The following is an 18,004-nucleotide window of genomic DNA, read 5'->3' on the forward strand; positions in this document are numbered from 1 at the left end:
TCGCCATATACTAAGTAGTACATAATGACGCCACAGGAAGAAAAATATGAGCAAACGGTTAAGAAGAACAAAAATTGTTACGACTCTAGGACCCGCAACGGATCGCGACAATAATTTAGAGCGCATTATTCAGGCAGGTGTCAACGTAGTAAGAATGAACTTCTCTCATGGCAGCGCTCAGGATCACATTGACAGAGCCCAACAGGTACGCTCAATTGCCGCTCGACTAGGCATGCACGTTGCCATTTTAGGTGATTTACAAGGGCCTAAAATTCGGGTGTCTACCTTTACAAATGAAAAAGTCATACTCAACAAAGGGGACAAATTTACCCTAGACAGCGACCTTCCAGCCGGCCAAGGAGATCAAGATGTTGTTGGCTTAGACTACAAAGAGCTACCGCAAGACGTTGTTAACGGTGATGTACTGCTATTAGACGATGGTAGAGTTCAACTTAAAGTCATCTCAGTAAAAGGCAACAAGGTACATACAGAAGTCGTGATAGGCGGCGCGCTCTCTAACAATAAAGGAATCAACAAACAAGGAGGCGGCCTCTCAGCGGACGCACTTACTGATAAAGACAAAAACGATATTTTAACTGCGGCAAAAATCAAAGTGGACTACTTAGCCGTTTCATTTCCGCGTAATGGTGAAGATATGAAGTACGCCCGCAGACTCGCCCGAGATGCAGGCTTAGAAGCAAAACTCGTCGCCAAAGTAGAGCGAGCGGAAACGGTGGCCAATGTAGAGAACATTGATGACATTATTTTAGCATCCGACGCCATTATGGTCGCTCGTGGCGATTTAGGGGTAGAGATTGGCGATCCGGAATTAATTGCGGTGCAAAAACAATTAATTAGCCGTACCCGAAGTTTAAACCGCGTAGTGATCACTGCAACGCAAATGATGGAGTCCATGATCACGAATCCTATGCCTACCCGAGCTGAAGTGATGGACGTCGCTAACGCCGTGCTGGATGGTACAGATGCCGTTATGCTATCGGGAGAAACCGCCGTCGGTGCTTATCCAATAGAAACGGTCGAGTCGATGGCAAGCGTCTGTATGGGAGCAGAGAAAATGCCATCGTTGAATGCATCCAGCTACCGTATAGATAGTCAATTTGACTCTACAGAAGAGACCATTGCCATGGCGACCATGTACGCGGCCAATCACCTTCATGGCGTGAAAGCGATGATTACCCTAACTGAATCAGGCAGAACGCCATTAATGATGTCTCGCTTAAGTTCCGGGCTTCCTATCTTCGCCTTATCTAGAAACGAAAGCACCTTAAGTAGAGCCTCACTCTATCGAGGCGTAACACCTGTATTTTTTGAATGTCAGGCCGATGCTGGGATTACATTTGCACAAGAAGCCATTATCACATTAAAAGAGAAAGGTTTAGTGGACACAGGGGATAAAGTCATCATTACTCAAGGTGATGTTATGGATATCATCGGCTCAACTAACTGCATGCGTATAATGTCAGTAGAATAATTCTCCGTTTATCACTGTAAACCCTAACAACTAATTTATGTTAGGGTTTTCATCACCATGTACTCAGCTTCAGCACGATTAACTTAATTTTTTAGTCAAAGAAAACTGTTCAATAAAATGATAACCCGCATCTAAGCCAAGCTGATAGTCATGTAATAGCTCCTCTTTCTTGCTTAATAACGCTGATGATTTCAAAGGTTGCGCTGGGCAAATCTGTACAATAAAACAATCATCCGGTGGATTAAGCAAAAACTGTTGGGTTAAAGCATACGTTTGGTAATGAATCATCAAATAATCGGCCAAGCCTGAATCAAATTTGTCCCCCAGCAGATGACTTAAACGATAAACATCGTCACCACCAAACAACCAACGACCACCATTTAACAAGTCAAGGTGCTTGAACGACATTTTCTTCTGTTTGGACTTATCTATTTGTTCCTGCCAGAACTCACTCCACTCCCCTTTCCACTTATTCAGAGTCTGTTCCCAGTGCTGCTGCACAAACAACAGAGGATCAACTTCATCGGTTCTCTTTTCTGTCGTGATGTTTTTAGCAAATAGATCATTATTACCAACAGCGTCTTTGCTAATGAAAAAAGCATCACCATTCTGCTCTGGTTCTTCAGCCACATCCGTCCGAATTACCATTATGTTACGATGGCCTTGCCTCCACGCTTCTTGAACAGGAATCGCAGCAGTAACACCACCATCAACATAACTTTTCTCTGCAATAGAGACCTCACCATCATACAGCGCGGGTATGGCGCATGTCGCTCGCATCACATCAAACCACTCTTCCCCTAGAATCGGCAGGTATTCATCACGAATATGAGAGACTTCCGTAACAGAGGCATACGCTCCTCGATCCGCCAATATCATTCGGCCTAAATCCAAATCAAGTTTATAAGGGAACTGGCTAATTTTACATATTGCCCAGTCGATATCCATGCTCTGTTTACGCCGAATATAACTAAACAAATTAAAGAATTGAGGGTCAGTGGTAAGATCCACTAAGAATGATTTGCCAAGTCCCGTTTGGCGACAAAGATAAGCACAAATATTCAATGCGCCAGCAGAGGTACCATAAAATACATCAAAGGGATCAAAATTAGACAAAATAAACGCATCTAAAACCCCAGAGGTAAAAATACCCCGCTGCCCTCCACCTTGAGCAATGAGAGCAGAGGAGCCATTGATGTATTTCGCATATTTAGCGTGTTGCAAAGTGGAGTGGGTTCCACTAACAACGCCCCGATTGGACATCCCCCCTCCTTAATTCTGACGATTTGACGTCTGCAATGCCTAATTTACATTAATGATGTTTAGGTTATGAATCTCTCTCTTAAAGTAACTTCAGCTACTTCTATCACGAGAGTACATTAGCTTCTGATCAAGACACCGGCATGCAGCTATCACCGCGATTTGGCATCAATCAACTGACTACGGCAATAACACCCGACACGATAATTAAAGAAAATGCTGCAACAACAATAGACAGTGCCAGTTTTAAATCGTATTCCATTACGTTTCCTTACTTAAAAATAGACGCCCCTTCATTTGCATAATCAAGCTGTTGAAGAAGTCGTACCGTTAATAAAAATATCTCTCTTAATAAACATAATTCATATAACAGAGAAACCCCAAGAGCAAACAAATCAATATGCAGTAAAAATCACACAAAACTTATCGTCTATGCCATCTCTGAGCTTTGTTGTGTTCCGTAGTCATAACAAAATGGGGAAATTTGAACATTTTTCAGTCGAACTCTCTATTAGCAACAACAGACATATAAACCACCACTAACTCTCAAGCAGGAATTAATAACCATGTATTAATATTTTTACCACTCATAACACTACTCACTAAGTAGTTTTAACATTTAAAGCACCACTTGTTATCATTTTTTAAACATCGCCTTTCTATTGCACTCATCAGATTAAAATTGTAATCTGCCCATAATGCGCAGCTGAATGTTTCAGTTTTCGCAAACACACATCGCAAAATTTAGATACATACTCTGAGTTTTACCGTTATCAGCAGAATAAAAAACCATAACATTTAAAAATGAGAGCTAGTTCAAACTGCTAACTTGTCATTTTCAGAGAATTTAATTTCATCATAAATGTTAACAATCCATTAATACAATATCTGCTTGATACCAGTAAAGCTTCATATCTCAGAGTCAAGTTGTAAGGAGTAATTATGAAGCGTGAACAATGGGGGTCCCGTGCAGGATTTATACTTGCCGCAGTAGGGTCCGCAATCGGCCTAGGAAACATATGGCGTTTTCCATACATGGCTTATGAGAATGGTGGTGGCGCCTTTTTTATCCCTTATCTTTTTGCCATGATCACCGCTGGTATCCCATTTATGATCTTAGAATTCAGTATGGGACAGAAGAACCGAGGCTCAGCACCAATTACGCTTAGCCGCATCAACGCAAAGTTTGAGTGGTTAGGTTGGTTCCAAATTGGTATTGCAGCCGTCATCGCCGTCTACTATGTTGCGGTTATCGGCTGGGCAATTTCCTACTTTGGCATGTCATTTACCCAAGCTTGGGGAACCGACACCAACGCCTTCTTCTTTAGTGAGTATTTAGCACTTGGCGACAACTCACCAACGAACCTTGGTAGCATCCAATGGGGTATTGCTGGCGCAATGCTTATTGCTTGGGGTATTACTTATTCGGCTATCGCCGGTGGTGTAAAAGCAGGTATTGAACGTGCATCTAAAATCATGATGCCGATTCTTTTCCTAATGGTGCTTTTCCTTATTGGTAGAATGATCTTCCTTCCTGGTGCACTAAATGGTGTTAACTATTTATTTGAACCTGACTTTAGCAAAATTATGGATGTTAAAGTTTGGGCAGCAGCATATGGACAGATATTCTTCACATTGAGTTTAGGCTTCGCCATCATGCTGGCTTATTCTAGCTATCTTCCTGAAAAGTCGGATATCACAAATAACGCCTTTATGACGGTGCTTATCAACTGTGGCTTCTCTATTCTTGCAGGTATCATGATCTTCTCTGTATTAGGCTACATGGCTGCAGAACAAGGTAAACCACTAACTGAAGTTGTTAGTGCAGGTGTCGGTCTAGCGTTTGTTACGCTTCCAGCGGCGATCAATCTTCTGCCAGCGCCTTATATCCTTGGGCCTCTATTCTTCCTAGCTTTGGTTGTTGCAGGTTTAAGTTCGCATATCTCTATTATCGAAGCGGTAACCTCAGCCATTATCGATAAATTAGAAATGAGCCGTAAGAAAGCCGCGACCATTGTATGTGGTACAGGTTTTGTTATCTCACTAGCATTTGCAACTAACGGCGGATTACTACTACTTGATCTTGTTGACCACTTTGTAAACAACGTTGGTATCTTAACAAGCTGCCTAATTGAAATTGTACTGATGGCTTGGCTCGTTAAACTGTCTGACATTCGTCAATACGTGAACAAAGTATCCGATTTCACAGTCGGTGTTTGGTTTGAAATGTGTCTACGTTTTGTATCGCCAATCATGCTAGCCATTATTGTCGCCACTAAGTTTATCCACCTTATTAATGAAGGCTATGGTGGTTATGCTCAGTTTGAACTAATGACTCTAGGTTGGGGACTTATCGTCGCTTTAATCGCTGTTGGTGTCATTATCAACATGAACAGCCAACCACAAAAACCACTAGCGGAGGCACAATAATGACTACTGGTGCAATTATAATGATGATTATCGGCCTTGGTGTTACTTGGGGTGGAGCAGCATTTTGTATTAAGAAAGCGATGGACAAGCAGTAAATCCTTCGGCTAATAGCGCAATGAAAAAAACCTCAATAGTATGGCTATTGAGGTTTTTTATTTGAGGCTACTGAGGTATCAACCAAATAGATAACAGTTACATGGCGGCTTTTATTGCCCGAGCCAATCTATCCGGCGCCTTTTTAGGGTCGGCATCGGCATCGTTGAAAAAGTCTGAAACAACGCTAAAAATGGCATCTCGAACAAAGCTGGTAGTGGACATATTAGCAGACAAACTTGGTAACAAATTCTGTGAACCTTCAGACTGGCGAAAAGCTTCCATCGAAGCCACTGAACACTGATCAAATCGATCTAATGAGATATCAGCTCTAGCCGGTAATGAGCCTTTATTGAAGTTAAATGCTTCTTGGAAAGATTTAGACATGATCGTTTGAGCGAGTTGTGCTTTACCCTCTTTTGCCAGTTTGTTGTAGTGCTTAAAAAAGACAAAACTATCGATGTTATAACTGAACATATCTACTGTTCCAGGTGCTGGGACACAAAGGTAATCTTCACCCGGTACTTTTCCTGCCGCAGTAAACTCACCTTTCACCCAGTCTCCCATTAGCTGCATTGCTGCTTTACCTTCTATAACCATATCTGTCGCAGCATTCCATGTTCGTCCAAAAGAGGCTTTATCTATATAATTACGTAGTTGATGGAAACGACTGAACACCTCCACCATTTTTTCTCCCGATAAAGTATCCATGTCTAAATCTACAAAAGCTTTACGATAATCTTCTGCCCCCAAAACAGCCAATGCTATCGCTTCAAACAAGGTCGTGTCTTGCCACGGTTGTCCTCCGTGAGCTAATGGGATATATCCCGCCGCTTTGATTTTTTCAGCAACGGTAAAAAACTCTTCCAACGTCGTCGGGATGGATACACCGACTTCTGCAAATACATCAGGGTTTGCCCATAACCAGTTCACTCTATGTAAGTTGATAGGAACCGCGACATATTTCCCTTTAAACTTCATGATATCGGCTACAGATTTAGGCAGAACATTATCCCAATGCTCAGCGATAGCGACATCCTCGACATTGGTTAAAAAGCCTAGTTGCGCCCACTCTTGAATATCGTAACCTTTAATTTGAGCCGCAGTAGGAGGGTTACCGGATACGGCTCTCGCTTTAAGCACCATCATGGCGCTTTCACCGCCACCACCTGCCACGGCAAAGTCTTTCCATGTGTAACCTTTGCTTTCCATGACCTCTTTGAGTAACTCTGCTGAACGAGCTTCTCCTCCAGACGTCCACCAGTGCAGAACTTCCAGTTCATTGGCAACAGCCAGATTTGTCGCTAACAGTAATCCGCCTAGAGATATGCCACTTAGCGATAAAAGCTTTCTATACATGTTACTTTTCCTCAAGTGCTCGCACCTTTTTCATTTAACTACGAGCTAACGTACAGCTGCAATAGGGAGGCTAACGCAAACTCGTAAGCCCCCTTGTTGTAAATTGCATATGGTTAGGTCCCCGCCATGGGCATGAGCAATACTTCTCGCGATCCCCATACCCAGACCATGCCCTTCATCATCTTTTGCCAAGCGAAAATAGGGCTTAAAAACATCTTCGATTAACGTGTCTGGGATCCCCGGACCTTTATCATCAATAATAATCTCTACTGAGTCATCCGACTTTGTTAACACGATATTGACTTCATTTCCGTATTTGACGCCATTATTAATAATATTGGTCAAACAACGTTTTAATGCTAATGGTTTGCATACAAATGGAAGCGCATCAACCGACGCGATCTGAACATTTTCTCTATCACGATTATGATGCTCTGCTATGCCCTCTATCATGTCCACTAAATCAACTTCATCCAGGTTCTCATGAATATCAGTATCCTTAACGGTTTGTAACGCGCCTTTTACCATTAATTCCAACTCATCCAGATCTCGATTAAATTTTAAACCTCTCTGGTCATCTTCAATTAACTCTGAACGTATTCTAAGGCGAGTAATGGGTGTTTTTAAATCGTGAGAAATAGCACTAAATAGCCTTTCTCTGTCCTCTATATGCCTTCCAAGTCGCATTTGCATTCGGTTGAAAGCTCGTGTTGCCGTCACTAACTCCGATGCCCCCTCTTCCACTAGCGGAGGTTGATCAATATCCATACTTAGCGCATTCGCAGCCTGTGCAAGACGTTTTAGCGGTTTAACCTGCAGGCGTATCATAAAATAAGTTAAGGTCATCAATAGTGCTGTAATAAACAGGATAAAGAATACTTGTTGATTAGAGAGCACTTCATCTTCCAGCATGACATACGGTGAAGGAAGTAATGCTGCAATATAGAGCCACTCATTCTTTGCCAGTTCAATTTGCACCACCAATATTGGTGGATTAAGAGGCTCTAAACTCAAGGTATAATGAGCCCACGATTTAGGAAGATCGCTGAGTAAGGTATCGTTACTAAGAACATGTAAATTATCCGGCAGAGAAAATTGAACATTAATTTGGTTTAGGCCCGGTAATTTTTCCATCAATATAGTTTCGAACACCTCAATGGCCGTACGTTTCATCTCATTATTTGCTACAGGATCGATCGTAATCTCTTCTTCATTGAAAGAGACAAAAAACCGCGTGCCACCCATATTCCGCAATTGGTCCAGAACAATATGACGATATTGTTGTGGTAAAGACTGAAAAAAATTTGCCGTTGACGCAAAGTTATTCGCCATACTTATAGAGGTCGATTTTAACCCTTCTAGTTCCCGATATTTAGATTGGGTATACCAAATAGCCGTAGCAATAAGCTGAGCAAATATAACAGAGAGTAACGTAAGCCAAAGAGTACGAGACACCAATGAACGCGGAACGATTCGCCTTAAACGCTCTTTGCTCGCTTGATACGCGGTTTTTAGCCAATGAATAGGCTCATTAACTGTCATATATGACATCCGCCGCCAATATATAGCCATCACCACGCATGGTTTTAATCAATTTAGGTTTTTTACCACTATCACCGAGTTGATTACGAAGTCGGCTTAACTGCACATCTAAACCTCGTTCTGTCGGCAGTGCATTACGTCCCTTCATCACTTGCGAAATACTGTCTCTATCTAAAATTTGGTTAGGATGATCTAGGAACAACATCAACAAAGTAAAATCTTTACCCGACAATTCAATTTCATTGCCGGTATCTATATCCGTTAACGTATGAGTACGGACATGGAGAGTCCAGTTTGAAAACGTAATGCGCTGCGGTTTCGCTTTAGGCACTTCCACTGCACGAGTACGCCGTAGCATGGCTTTAATTCTGGCGGTTAATTGACGAGGACTGAATGGTTTTGCCACATAATCATCCGCACCAATTTCCAAACCCACTATTTGATCGGTTTCATCTGAAACAGCCGTAAGCATAATGATAGGCACATTAGAAGAACGACGAATATACTGGCAAAGGGAGAAACCGTCTTCTCCAGGCAGCATTACATCTAACAAAATAAGATCAGGCTCCCCTTCTAATAAGTGGCGTTTCATCTCTTCACCTTCAGAGGCTAAGACAACCGTATATCCTGCTCGTGTCAAATACTCATCGAGTAATTCACGAATTTCCTGATCATCATCGACAACTAGAATTCGTTTCTTTGCATACATGCTTATGTTCTCCTCCAATGCGTCAACAAATTATATAGATAATCTCGAAAGGAGATGCCATTCCTTCGATTATCTTTCTTAAACTGACCCTATTGATGCCACTCTGAATCCTGCACCTTGAGGTCACTTGAGTATAATCATTACTTATGCTTTCGTCAGCGACAAGACAAACTACCTAATCTAACCATCCGCTAACCTTGCCATATAAACCTCATTATTCACTATAATGAGCATGATAAATAACTAAAACATCTCAAAACTGGAATATCATTCTGTATAAAAATGCGTAATTTCACCCTATAACCTAAATTTACCACATTATTACCGTCGCATTGCGCTATGTTACCTTTTGTTACATCCAGCGTGACCACCGACCCGAAAAAATATTTCAAGAACCACTATTATATTCTCAGTCGGTGAACATATTCATTTAAAGAAATCTAAAAAGAAACCTTCAATAAATAAGAAAGTTTATTTTTGGACTATATAAATATGCCAACTATTATTTAATTAATTACTAACAATAGTTATATCCACATTTTTGATAAGTAATTAACAAAAACACATTTTATTATTATCTCAGAAAGTTATAACGGGGGTTATATGGACTTTTTTAGTACTATGCAAAAAATGGGGCGCAGCCTCATGCTACCTGTGGCGTGTATGCCTGCAGCTGGTATTTTACTCGGTATTGGTGGTAACTCAGAAGTTGCTAAGTTTTTACCTGAAATCGTAGCACAAGTAATGACCGAGGCCGGTCTGGGTGTGTTTGCAAACATGGCACTGTTGTTTGCAATCGGTGTAGCTCTTGGTTTTACAAAAAATGATGGCGTAGCGGCTCTAGCAGCGGCACTAGGTTACCTAACAATGACTCGCGTATTGGGTGTTGTTGCAGAAGGTACTGATACTGGGGTATTTGGTGGTGTCATTATGGGTCTGGTTGCGGCCGAACTCTTTAACCGCTACCACACTATCAAGCTTCCTACTTACTTAGGATTCTTCGGTGGTAAACGTTTTGTTCCTATCGTCACCTCTCTAGCAGCGTGTATTGTTGCTGCTATCCTAGCGGTTGTATGGCAACCAATTGGTGCAGGTATCGCTCTATTCTCTGAGTGGGCTGCATATCAGTCTCCAGAAGTAGCCTTTGGTATCTACGGTATTGTTGAACGCTCTCTAATCCCATTCGGCCTACACCACATCTGGAACGCACCTTTCTTCTATGAAGTTGGTGAATTCACAACAGCAGCTGGTGAAGTTGTTCGCGGTGAAATCCCTCGCTACCTTGCTGGTGACCCAACTGCTGGTAACCTAGCTGGTGGTTACATGTTCAAGATGTTTGGTCTACCTGCTGCGTGTCTAGCAATGTATGTAACAGCGAAAAGCGATAAGCAAAAACTGGTTGCTTCTATCCTTGGCTCTGCTGCTCTAACATCATTCCTAACTGGTATTACTGAACCAATCGAATTTGCGTTCCTATTCGTTGCGCCTCTACTATATGTTGTTCACGCTCTACTTGCGGGTTCTGCTTTCGTAGTAATGATTGTTCTTGGTATCAAGCACGGTACTACTTTCAGCCACGGTCTATTTGACTTCACGCTACTGTTCGGTCACTCAACTAACGGTTGGATGCTACCTCTTGTTGGTCTTGTTTATGCTGCAATCTACTTCACAGTATTTGTGTTCTTGATTAAAGCCTTTAATCTTCAAACTCCAGGACGTGAAGATGAAAGCGAGTCAAAAGTACAAGCAGACACAAGCAGCGATGAGCTTGCTATGAACATCACAGCGGCATTTGGTGGTAAAGAGAACATCAAAGACCTAGAAGCATGTATCACTCGTCTACGTGTTACTGTAAATGATGGTTCTAAAGTTGATACAGATAAACTGAAACAACTTGGTGCTGCAGGTGTATTTGTTAAAGGTGATAACTTCCAAGCGGTATTTGGTACTCACTCAGAGATTATCAAAGGTCAAATGGAAGCACTTGCTTAATTTGAAATAATAAAAGACCAGTATCCCTATAACTGGTCTTTTAAATTATAAGCCCAAGTATTATTTATACTTGGGCTTTTATTTATATGGGAAATAAAAAATATAATATTACTCATTAATGCAATATACAGAAAACCGATTTTAATAAGTGAATTATCAAAAAACTGTAGTATCAAAAAATAAAAAACCGCGATTTACGTCGCGGCTATATTTTTAAGTAACAGACCCTAGATAGTTGTTTAGCGAGAGTTTATCGCCATGAGTTCAAGCATTGATTGAAAACATAATCACTCTAGGATAAGAACAATTTTCTAAAATTGTCAGTCGTTTTTTGTGCAACTTCTGTAAGAGAGATATTTTTCAATTGAGCAATATACTGAGCAACCTCAACAACATAAGCCGGTTGATTCTGCTTTCCTCTATGAGGAACGGGAGCCAGATAAGGCGAATCCGTTTCAATTAACAAGCGTTCTATCGGCAGTGCTTTTACAACGTCTTTGAGCTGCGTCGCTTGTCGGAAAGTAACAATACCTGAGATAGAAATATAAAAACCGAGCGACATCGCTTGCTCTGCAAATGCCATATCTTCGGTAAAACAGTGGATAACGCCGCCACAGTTCTGCGCATTACCCTCTCTAAGTATTGCTAATGTATCTTCTCTAGCATCACGAGTATGAATAATCAGCGGTTTATTCAGTTTCACCGCCAGAGCTACTTGCTGTTCAAATCGTTCTCTTTGTAACACAGCAGTTTCAGGTTGATAATGGTAATCCAACCCGGTCTCACCGATCGCCACAACTTTACTATGATTGGCGTACTCTTCTAACATCTGCAATGAAAAATCGCTTTCCACGTCCAGTGGATGAACCCCACAAGAAGCATAAACATTACTATGCGGTTCAATCATTTCTATCATGGCAGGGAATGCATCTAATGTAACGCCAACAGACAGCAGTTCTGTAACCTTCACCTGTTGTGCTTTACTTATAACGTCATTCACGTCGCTATGTAACGACTCATAGTTAAGCTTATCGAGATGACAATGGGAATCTACGAACATAAGTCCTCTTGAAGTTCTATTAACCAATTGGTGAGCAATAACTCCTGATTGAGACCAGAAAAAGTAGTGAACTGATGAGTTAACTCAGCTAGAGCAGTTGACGCTTTGTAAGCCGATTGATAAGGAACAACGGTCATCAACTCTTTACTAAGGGAACACAGACCTATCTCTTCAATAGCAAAGTGCCTTTTCTGGATATCTGACAGAATAATCGCCAGCCAATTTAAACGTGCTAAAAAATCGTCCTTAAGCAGGAGATAAATAGATGAATAGTGACAACTATCACCGGCAAGCAGATCAAATAGTGCCTGTTGCAACGTTAAAAAATGTTGATATTGGCCACTTTCAAAAAATTGCAGCGATTGTAACGGTGCGTAATTGTTAAGACGAATACCGGTGTGGTTGATCTCTACATCACTTTCCGACTTGAGCCATAAGTAAACTTGTTCTATATCTGGCTGAGCGACCTGCCATTTCTGACAACGACTTATAATGGTTGGCAACAAAGCATTCTTATTGGTCGTCAGTAGTAAAAAGACACAGTTTTCCGAGGGCGATTCAAGGGTTTTTAGTAATGCGTTAGACGCAGACTCATTCATGGCTTCAGCAGGAGAGATAATAATGACTCGCTTACCGCCAAGCTGAGATGACTGCTGAGCCCATTTATTGCATTCTCTAACTTGGTCTACGGTAATAGATTTACCCGATTTTTCAGCAACAACCCAATGCACATCAGGATGATTTCCTGATTGAGTAAGCGCACAAGAGTGACAAAAACCGCATGGTTCAGATGTCGAATGGCTACACACTAACGTGTGCGCAAAATGTTTAGCTAACTCAGATAACCCCGTTCCTTTTGGCGCACTACAAAGCATCGCACCAGAAACAGAGTCTGTTTCACTCAAGTTCTGCCATTTTAACCAAACCGGCTCTAGCCAAGGATAGACATTTTGCATAAAGGAAGTTACCCGTTGTCCTTTAACCATAAGTTCAAGGCCTGATATATGCTCGCTTCTACTTGCTCAATACTCTGGCTAGCATCGATCACTTTTACTGAGTCATCATTGGCTGCCAACTCTAGGTATCGAGCTCTAGAGCGATCAAAAAAGCTGATATCCATCTTTTCTATTCTGTCTAGTTCACCACGGCCTCTCGCTCTCTCAAGCCCTAATCGAGGGTCGAGATCTAAATAAAGAGTAAAGTCTGGCTTAAATGCGCCAAGTGTTGCTTGCTTCAGATTACTCATCACTTTAGGGTCAATTTGGCGACCTCCACCCTGATAAGCTTGAGAAGACATATCATGCCTATCTCCAACAACCCAATGCCCTTTATCAAGCGCGGGTTTAATCACATTTTCCACCAGTTGTACCCGAGCGGCATAAATAAGAAGCAGTTCCGTCATATCTTGCAGAACTTCGCCTTCATGCTCCTCTTTTACCAAGGCTCGCATTTTTTCGGCCAACACAGTACCGCCCGGCTCGCGAGTATTAACAATATTGGAAATACCGTGCTGAGATAATGTCTCTTTAATAGCAGCAATGGCGGTGCTTTTTCCAGCCCCTTCAAGGCCTTCTACAACGATAAATTTGGCGTTATTCATTTTTTCTTTCTTAATTGTTTTAGGTACTGTTGTACAGCACGATTATGATCTTTTAAATTTTTCGAAAACACATGACCACCAAGACCACTGGCAACAAAATAGAGGTAGTTACTGCTAATAGGCTGGAGTGCTGCTTCTATGGATGATTTACCCACCATGGCAATGGGCGTTGGTGGTAATCCATTAATAACATAGGTGTTATACGCAGTACGAGTTTGAAGATCTTTTTTGCGAATATTGCCGTTATATTTATCACCCATGCCATAGATAACCGTAGGATCCGTTTGCAAACGCATGCCTCGTTTTAGACGATTGATAAAGACAGAGGATACAGTGGCTCTTTCAGACTCGATTGCTGTTTCTTTCTCAATAATGGACGCCAAAATTAGCGCCTCATACTCTGATGCTAGAGGTAACCCTTCTTGGCGTCCATCCCAGCTAGCCGCCAGCACCTCTTTTAAATCTCGATGTGCTCGTTTTAAAATATCTAAATCAGACATACCAGCAGTGTAATGGTAGGTCTCAGCAAGAAATAGCCCCTCTAACTTCTTCTGCGGTATTGCTAACCGTTCCGCTATCTCTTGCTCTGTTAATTGTTCAATTTTCTGTTGTAAATATTCAGCTTGCTTCAAGCTTTCACGCCATTCGGTAAATCGGCTACCTTCTACAAACGTAATGGCAAATTGATGCTCTTTGCCTTTGGCGATAAACAACAGCATATCAGCCAGTGTCATCTCCGGCTGTATGAGAAAAGTGCCCGCCTTAATATGAGTCAGTTCCGGCTGAAAACGACGCAGCAAACTCGAGTACTGATTAGCTACAATCCAACTCTGTTGCTCTAACTGCTTAAGTAATGAGGAAAAGCTGCTACCACTTTTAATGGTAATGATGGTGGCTTCAGTGATTTGTATACTCTGATTGGCATACTCTTCTGTCTGCTTTTTGACAAAAAGATAACCGCCGCCTGCAAGTAACACAGCCAGCAGCAAAAGTAGTGTAATTTTTTTAATCACGAAGTTAACGTCTCCTGAAAATATCGTGTTTTGCTTCCTATAACGAAGCTTTGATGATCAATATTAATAATGGGGGCAACCGTCAACAAAGCATTGCTCATAAATACTTCGTCAGCCGCCAAAATATCAGCCAAAACATAATCAGCCACGTTAACCGTTAAACCTATCGCTTTAGCCTCTTGCAGCACTTTATAACGAGCGATACCTGTTACTCCACATAAAGAGAGATTTGGGGTATATAGCACTTCATCTTTTAGCCAAAAAAGATTCGCCATTGTTGTTTCAATGACATTATCTTGAATATCTAACACCAGCGCGTCTTGATGACCAAGCTTGTCGGCTTCAGCTTTAAGGAGTACTTGTTCTAAACGGTTATTGTGCTTGTGGCCCGCCAATAATGGTGAGTGACCTAACCTCGATGGACAAATGCCAAGGCTGACACCTTGTTGCTGCCAGTTAAGATAGTGTGCAGGATAAGCAAACGAACTAATGGTTACCACCACATTATGTGCGCCTGTCGGGCTGTATCCACGTCCCCCACTGCCTCGGCTAACATGCAACTTTACACCAGCCCTTAATGCTGAACTAGCTGCCTTCTCTACCCACAGCTTAACTCGCTCCCAGTCCGGCGACGCAATATTTAACAGATCCAAACAAGATTGCATCCGCTGAGTATGTAGCGCCCAATCGAGAGGCTCTCCTGTGGCGGTTAGTATGGTGGTAAAACAACCATCACCGTATTGAAATGAACGATCATCCGCAGGAATTGTGGCTGATGGTTCTCCATTTACCCAAATCATTCCTTTCTACCCTATTGGCTACAGACCGCTAGCCAATACTTTAACTAAGCAGCCGCTGGTCGATTTTGTACAGCGGCTAATGTTAACAGAAAATGCGCCTACTCTATGCAAAAAAAAACGGCTCGATATTTTTAATCGGCCGTTCTTTCATCAACAGATAGGGAAACTTGGTTAGATTTTCTTAAAAATCAACGAACCGTTTGTGCCACCAAAACCAAACGAGTTACAAAGCGCATATTCCATATCGACTTTACGAGCAGTATGAGGCACTAAGTCTAGATCACAACCTTCGTCAGGATTATCTAAGTTAATGGTTGGCGGTACAATTTGATCAACCAATGCCATTGCCGTAATAATCGCTTCTACCGAACCTGCGGCACCCAATAAGTGACCCGTCATAGATTTGGTTGATGATACTAATACCGTTTTCGCTGCTTCTTCACCGATTGCACGTTTAACACCACGCAATTCAGCCACATCACCAGCAGGGGTAGAGGTACCATGAGCATTGATATAACCGATTTGCTCGCCAGTAATACCAGCATCGCGCATCGCAGCTTCCATGGCTAACGCACCACCAGAGCCGTCTTCACTCGGCGCTGTCATATGGTAAGCATCACCACTCATTCCAAAACCAACCACTTCACAGTAAATTTTAGCGCCACGTGCTTTAGCGTGTTGGTACTCTTCAAGTACCATTACACCAGCTCCATCACCAAGAACAAAGCCATCACGGTCTTTATCCCAAGGGCGAGACGCTTTTTGCGGTTCATCATTACGGCTAGAAAGAGCTTTAGCGGCAGCAAAACCACCCATACCTAATGGCGTCGATGCTTTCTCTGCACCACCTGCCACCATCGCATCAGCATCGCCATAAGCGATCATACGAGCAGCATGGCCGATATTGTGTAAACCTGTAGTACAAGCGGTAGAAATAGCGATATTAGGGCCACGTAAACCCTTCATGATCGACAAATGACCAGCGATCATATTGACGATTGTGGAAGGCACAAAAAATGGGCTGATCTTACGGGGACCTTTATTGACTAACGCAGCGTGACCTGTTTCGATCAGACCTAGGCCACCAATGCCTGAGCCAATCGCAACACCAACACGTGCTGCACTCTCTTCTGTGACAGACAAGCCTGAATCATCTAGCGCTTGTATTCCTGCAGCAATGCCGTATTGGATAAACAGATCCATCTTACGAGCATCTTTTTTGGACATATACTCTTCGCTGTTAAAGTCTTTAACTAAACCAGCAAAACGAGTAGTGAATTCGGATGTATCAAAGTGTTCGATATTTACAATACCACTTTGACCTTCTAGCAGGGCCTTCCATGAAGATTCTACGCTGTTACCTACCGGTGACAACATACCCATGCCAGTGACAACGACACGACGCTTGGACACGATTTTACTCTCCGGGATTGAATAAATGATAAGTGAGGATAAAAGAATTTTAGATAAAACTCAGGCGGTCTAGAGCGACCGCCTGGGAGAGAACTATTACTGAGCGCTGTTTACGTAGTCGATAGCAGCTTGAACAGTAGTGATTTTCTCAGCTTCTTCATCTGGGATTTCAGTGTCGAACTCTTCTTCTAGAGCCATTACAAGCTCAACAGTGTCTAGAGAATCAGCACCTAGATCATCAACGAAAGAAGCTTCGTTCTTAACTTCAGCTTCGTCTACACCTAGTTGTTCAACAATGATTTTCTTTACGCGTTCTTCGATGTTGCTCATTTTTTCTTTTCCTTTACAGACTTCGCACTATGCGACGTTTTTCCGTAGTTTATTCAAACTATAAAAAGTTGCAAGACTGACCATGCTGGTCAAACCACAATCTTCACGATTTTAACTGAAATTTTTACTAAAGTTGACTTAAATCATGCATAAATACGCATAAATTTAAACCATGTACATTCCGCCATTCACATGAAGCGTCTCGCCAGTAATATAGGCGGCCTCTGGAGAAGCTAAAAATGCAACCGCTGCTGCGATTTCACGTGGGTCACCCAAGCGACCACTTGGCACTTGAGATAATGTAGCAGCACGCTGCTCATCATTCAGTGCTTTTGTCATATCGGTTTCAATAAAACCCGGTGCAACAGTATTTACCGTCACACCACGAGAAGCGACTTCTCTCGCCATAGATTTAGTGAAGCCAATAACACCTGCTTTTGCTGCTGCGTAATTGGTTTGGCCAGCGTTGCCCATAGTACCAACAACAGAACCAACATTAATGATACGCCCGTTACGTTTTTTCATCATTCCACGCAAAACTGCTTTAGAAAGACGGAAAATCGCCGTCAGGTTAGTATCCATGATATCTGTCCACTCGTCATCTTTCATACGCATCAACAAGTTATCGCGGGTAATACCTGCATTATTAACCAGAATATCTAAACCACCAAATTCATCAGTGATTTTTTTCAATACTAATTGTATTGATTCAGGTTCAGTCACATTTAAGGCCAAACCTTTACCATTTTCGCCCAAATACTCGCTAATAGCATTTGCACCATTTTCACTAGTAGCCGTGCCAATAACTATGGCACCACGTTCTACAAGAAGTTCCGCAATAGCACGGCCAATACCACGACTGGCTCCGGTTACTAACGCAATTTTACCTTCAAGATTATTCATCTGTTTCT

At 42.1% G+C, this 18,004-nt stretch carries 17 protein-coding genes; 4 read left to right on the forward strand and 13 right to left on the reverse strand.

What is annotated here, in order from left to right; all coding sequences use genetic code 11:
• Positions 1-46 precede the first annotated feature (46 nt).
• The gene (gene pyk / locus F0227_RS09125; RefSeq protein ID WP_171752886.1) at positions 47-1,492 is read left to right on the forward strand and encodes a pyruvate kinase; all 1,446 of its coding nucleotides are present in this window, start codon (positions 47-49) and stop codon (positions 1,490-1,492) included.
• A 78-nt stretch (positions 1,493-1,570) separates the two neighbouring features.
• Here pyk and F0227_RS09130 read toward each other — a convergent pair whose 3' ends face one another.
• Both F0227_RS09130 and F0227_RS09135 read right to left on the reverse strand, forming a co-directional pair.
• Complete coding sequence (locus tag F0227_RS09130; protein WP_171752887.1) at positions 1,571-2,755, reverse strand: patatin-like phospholipase family protein; 1,185 nt, start codon at positions 2,753-2,755, stop codon at positions 1,571-1,573.
• A gap of 169 nt (positions 2,756-2,924) precedes the next feature.
• Positions 2,925-3,014, reverse strand: coding sequence for a YnhF family membrane protein (locus tag F0227_RS09135; protein WP_171752888.1), 90 nt, complete (start codon positions 3,012-3,014; stop codon positions 2,925-2,927).
• A gap of 680 nt (positions 3,015-3,694) precedes the next feature.
• Between F0227_RS09135 and F0227_RS09140 the strand changes: the two genes are divergently transcribed.
• Complete coding sequence (locus tag F0227_RS09140; protein ID WP_171752889.1) at positions 3,695-5,182, forward strand: sodium-dependent transporter; 1,488 nt, start codon at positions 3,695-3,697, stop codon at positions 5,180-5,182.
• Positions 5,182-5,277 carry a MetS family NSS transporter small subunit gene (locus tag F0227_RS09145; protein ID WP_171752890.1) on the forward strand — a complete coding sequence of 32 codons (96 nt, stop codon included), beginning with the start codon at positions 5,182-5,184 and terminating at the stop codon, positions 5,275-5,277. Before F0227_RS09140 ends, F0227_RS09145 begins: the two co-directional genes overlap by 1 nt.
• Positions 5,278-5,374: 97 nt before the next feature.
• Here F0227_RS09145 and F0227_RS09150 read toward each other — a convergent pair whose 3' ends face one another.
• Genes F0227_RS09150 through F0227_RS09160 form a run of 3 tightly spaced genes read right to left on the reverse strand, consistent with a single transcriptional unit; the run spans position 5,375 to position 8,885 of the window.
• Positions 5,375-6,634 carry an ABC transporter substrate-binding protein gene (locus tag F0227_RS09150; RefSeq protein ID WP_171752891.1) on the reverse strand — a complete coding sequence of 420 codons (1,260 nt, stop codon included), beginning with the start codon at positions 6,632-6,634 and terminating at the stop codon, positions 5,375-5,377.
• 45 nt (positions 6,635-6,679) lie between these two features.
• Positions 6,680-8,176 (reverse strand): ATP-binding protein, encoded by a 1,497-nt coding sequence (locus F0227_RS09155; protein ID WP_171752892.1) that lies wholly within the window; start codon positions 8,174-8,176, stop codon positions 6,680-6,682.
• Positions 8,166-8,885, reverse strand: coding sequence for a response regulator transcription factor (locus tag F0227_RS09160; protein ID WP_171752893.1), 720 nt, complete (start codon positions 8,883-8,885; stop codon positions 8,166-8,168). Before F0227_RS09160 ends, F0227_RS09155 begins: the two co-directional genes overlap by 11 nt.
• 603 nt (positions 8,886-9,488) lie before the next feature.
• Between F0227_RS09160 and ptsG the strand changes: the two genes are divergently transcribed.
• Positions 9,489-10,877 (forward strand): PTS glucose transporter subunit IIBC, encoded by a 1,389-nt coding sequence (gene ptsG, locus F0227_RS09165; RefSeq protein ID WP_171752894.1) that lies wholly within the window; start codon positions 9,489-9,491, stop codon positions 10,875-10,877.
• Between the two features lie 292 nt (positions 10,878-11,169).
• Here the strand turns inward: ptsG and F0227_RS09170 are convergent, their stop codons facing one another.
• The 8 genes from F0227_RS09170 to fabG all read right to left on the reverse strand — a co-directional run bounded on the left by F0227_RS09170 (position 11,170) and on the right by fabG (position 17,996).
• Positions 11,170-11,937: a YchF/TatD family DNA exonuclease gene (locus F0227_RS09170; protein ID WP_171752895.1), complete on the reverse strand. Its 768-nt coding sequence runs from the start codon at positions 11,935-11,937 to the stop codon at positions 11,170-11,172.
• A complete protein-coding gene (gene holB / locus F0227_RS09175; protein ID WP_171752896.1) occupies positions 11,928-12,923 on the reverse strand; it encodes a DNA polymerase III subunit delta' in 996 nt (331 codons plus the stop codon). The genes F0227_RS09170 and holB overlap by 10 nt, the downstream gene beginning before the upstream one ends.
• Positions 12,902-13,537 (reverse strand): dTMP kinase, encoded by a 636-nt coding sequence (tmk, locus tag F0227_RS09180; RefSeq protein ID WP_171752897.1) that lies wholly within the window; start codon positions 13,535-13,537, stop codon positions 12,902-12,904. Before tmk ends, holB begins: the two co-directional genes overlap by 22 nt.
• On the reverse strand, positions 13,534-14,550 hold the full coding sequence (gene mltG / locus F0227_RS09185; RefSeq protein WP_171752898.1) for an endolytic transglycosylase MltG: 1,017 nt from the start codon (positions 14,548-14,550) through the stop codon (positions 13,534-13,536). Before mltG ends, tmk begins: the two co-directional genes overlap by 4 nt.
• Positions 14,547-15,350, reverse strand: a complete 804-nt coding sequence (gene pabC / locus F0227_RS09190; RefSeq protein ID WP_171752899.1) for an aminodeoxychorismate lyase — start codon at positions 15,348-15,350, stop codon at positions 14,547-14,549. The genes mltG and pabC overlap by 4 nt, the downstream gene beginning before the upstream one ends.
• 171 nt (positions 15,351-15,521) lie before the next feature.
• Complete coding sequence (gene fabF, locus F0227_RS09195; RefSeq protein WP_171752900.1) at positions 15,522-16,763, reverse strand: beta-ketoacyl-ACP synthase II; 1,242 nt, start codon at positions 16,761-16,763, stop codon at positions 15,522-15,524.
• 96 nt (positions 16,764-16,859) lie between these two features.
• A complete protein-coding gene (gene acpP / locus F0227_RS09200; RefSeq protein ID WP_004406112.1) occupies positions 16,860-17,093 on the reverse strand; it encodes an acyl carrier protein in 234 nt (77 codons plus the stop codon).
• A 165-nt stretch (positions 17,094-17,258) separates the two neighbouring features.
• On the reverse strand, positions 17,259-17,996 hold the full coding sequence (gene fabG / locus F0227_RS09205; protein ID WP_171752901.1) for a 3-oxoacyl-ACP reductase FabG: 738 nt from the start codon (positions 17,994-17,996) through the stop codon (positions 17,259-17,261).
• Positions 17,997-18,004: the final 8 nt, after the last annotated feature.

The sequence above is a fragment of the Vibrio sp. 99-8-1 genome (assembly GCF_013114595.1).
Classification (GTDB): domain Bacteria; phylum Pseudomonadota; class Gammaproteobacteria; order Enterobacterales; family Vibrionaceae; genus Vibrio.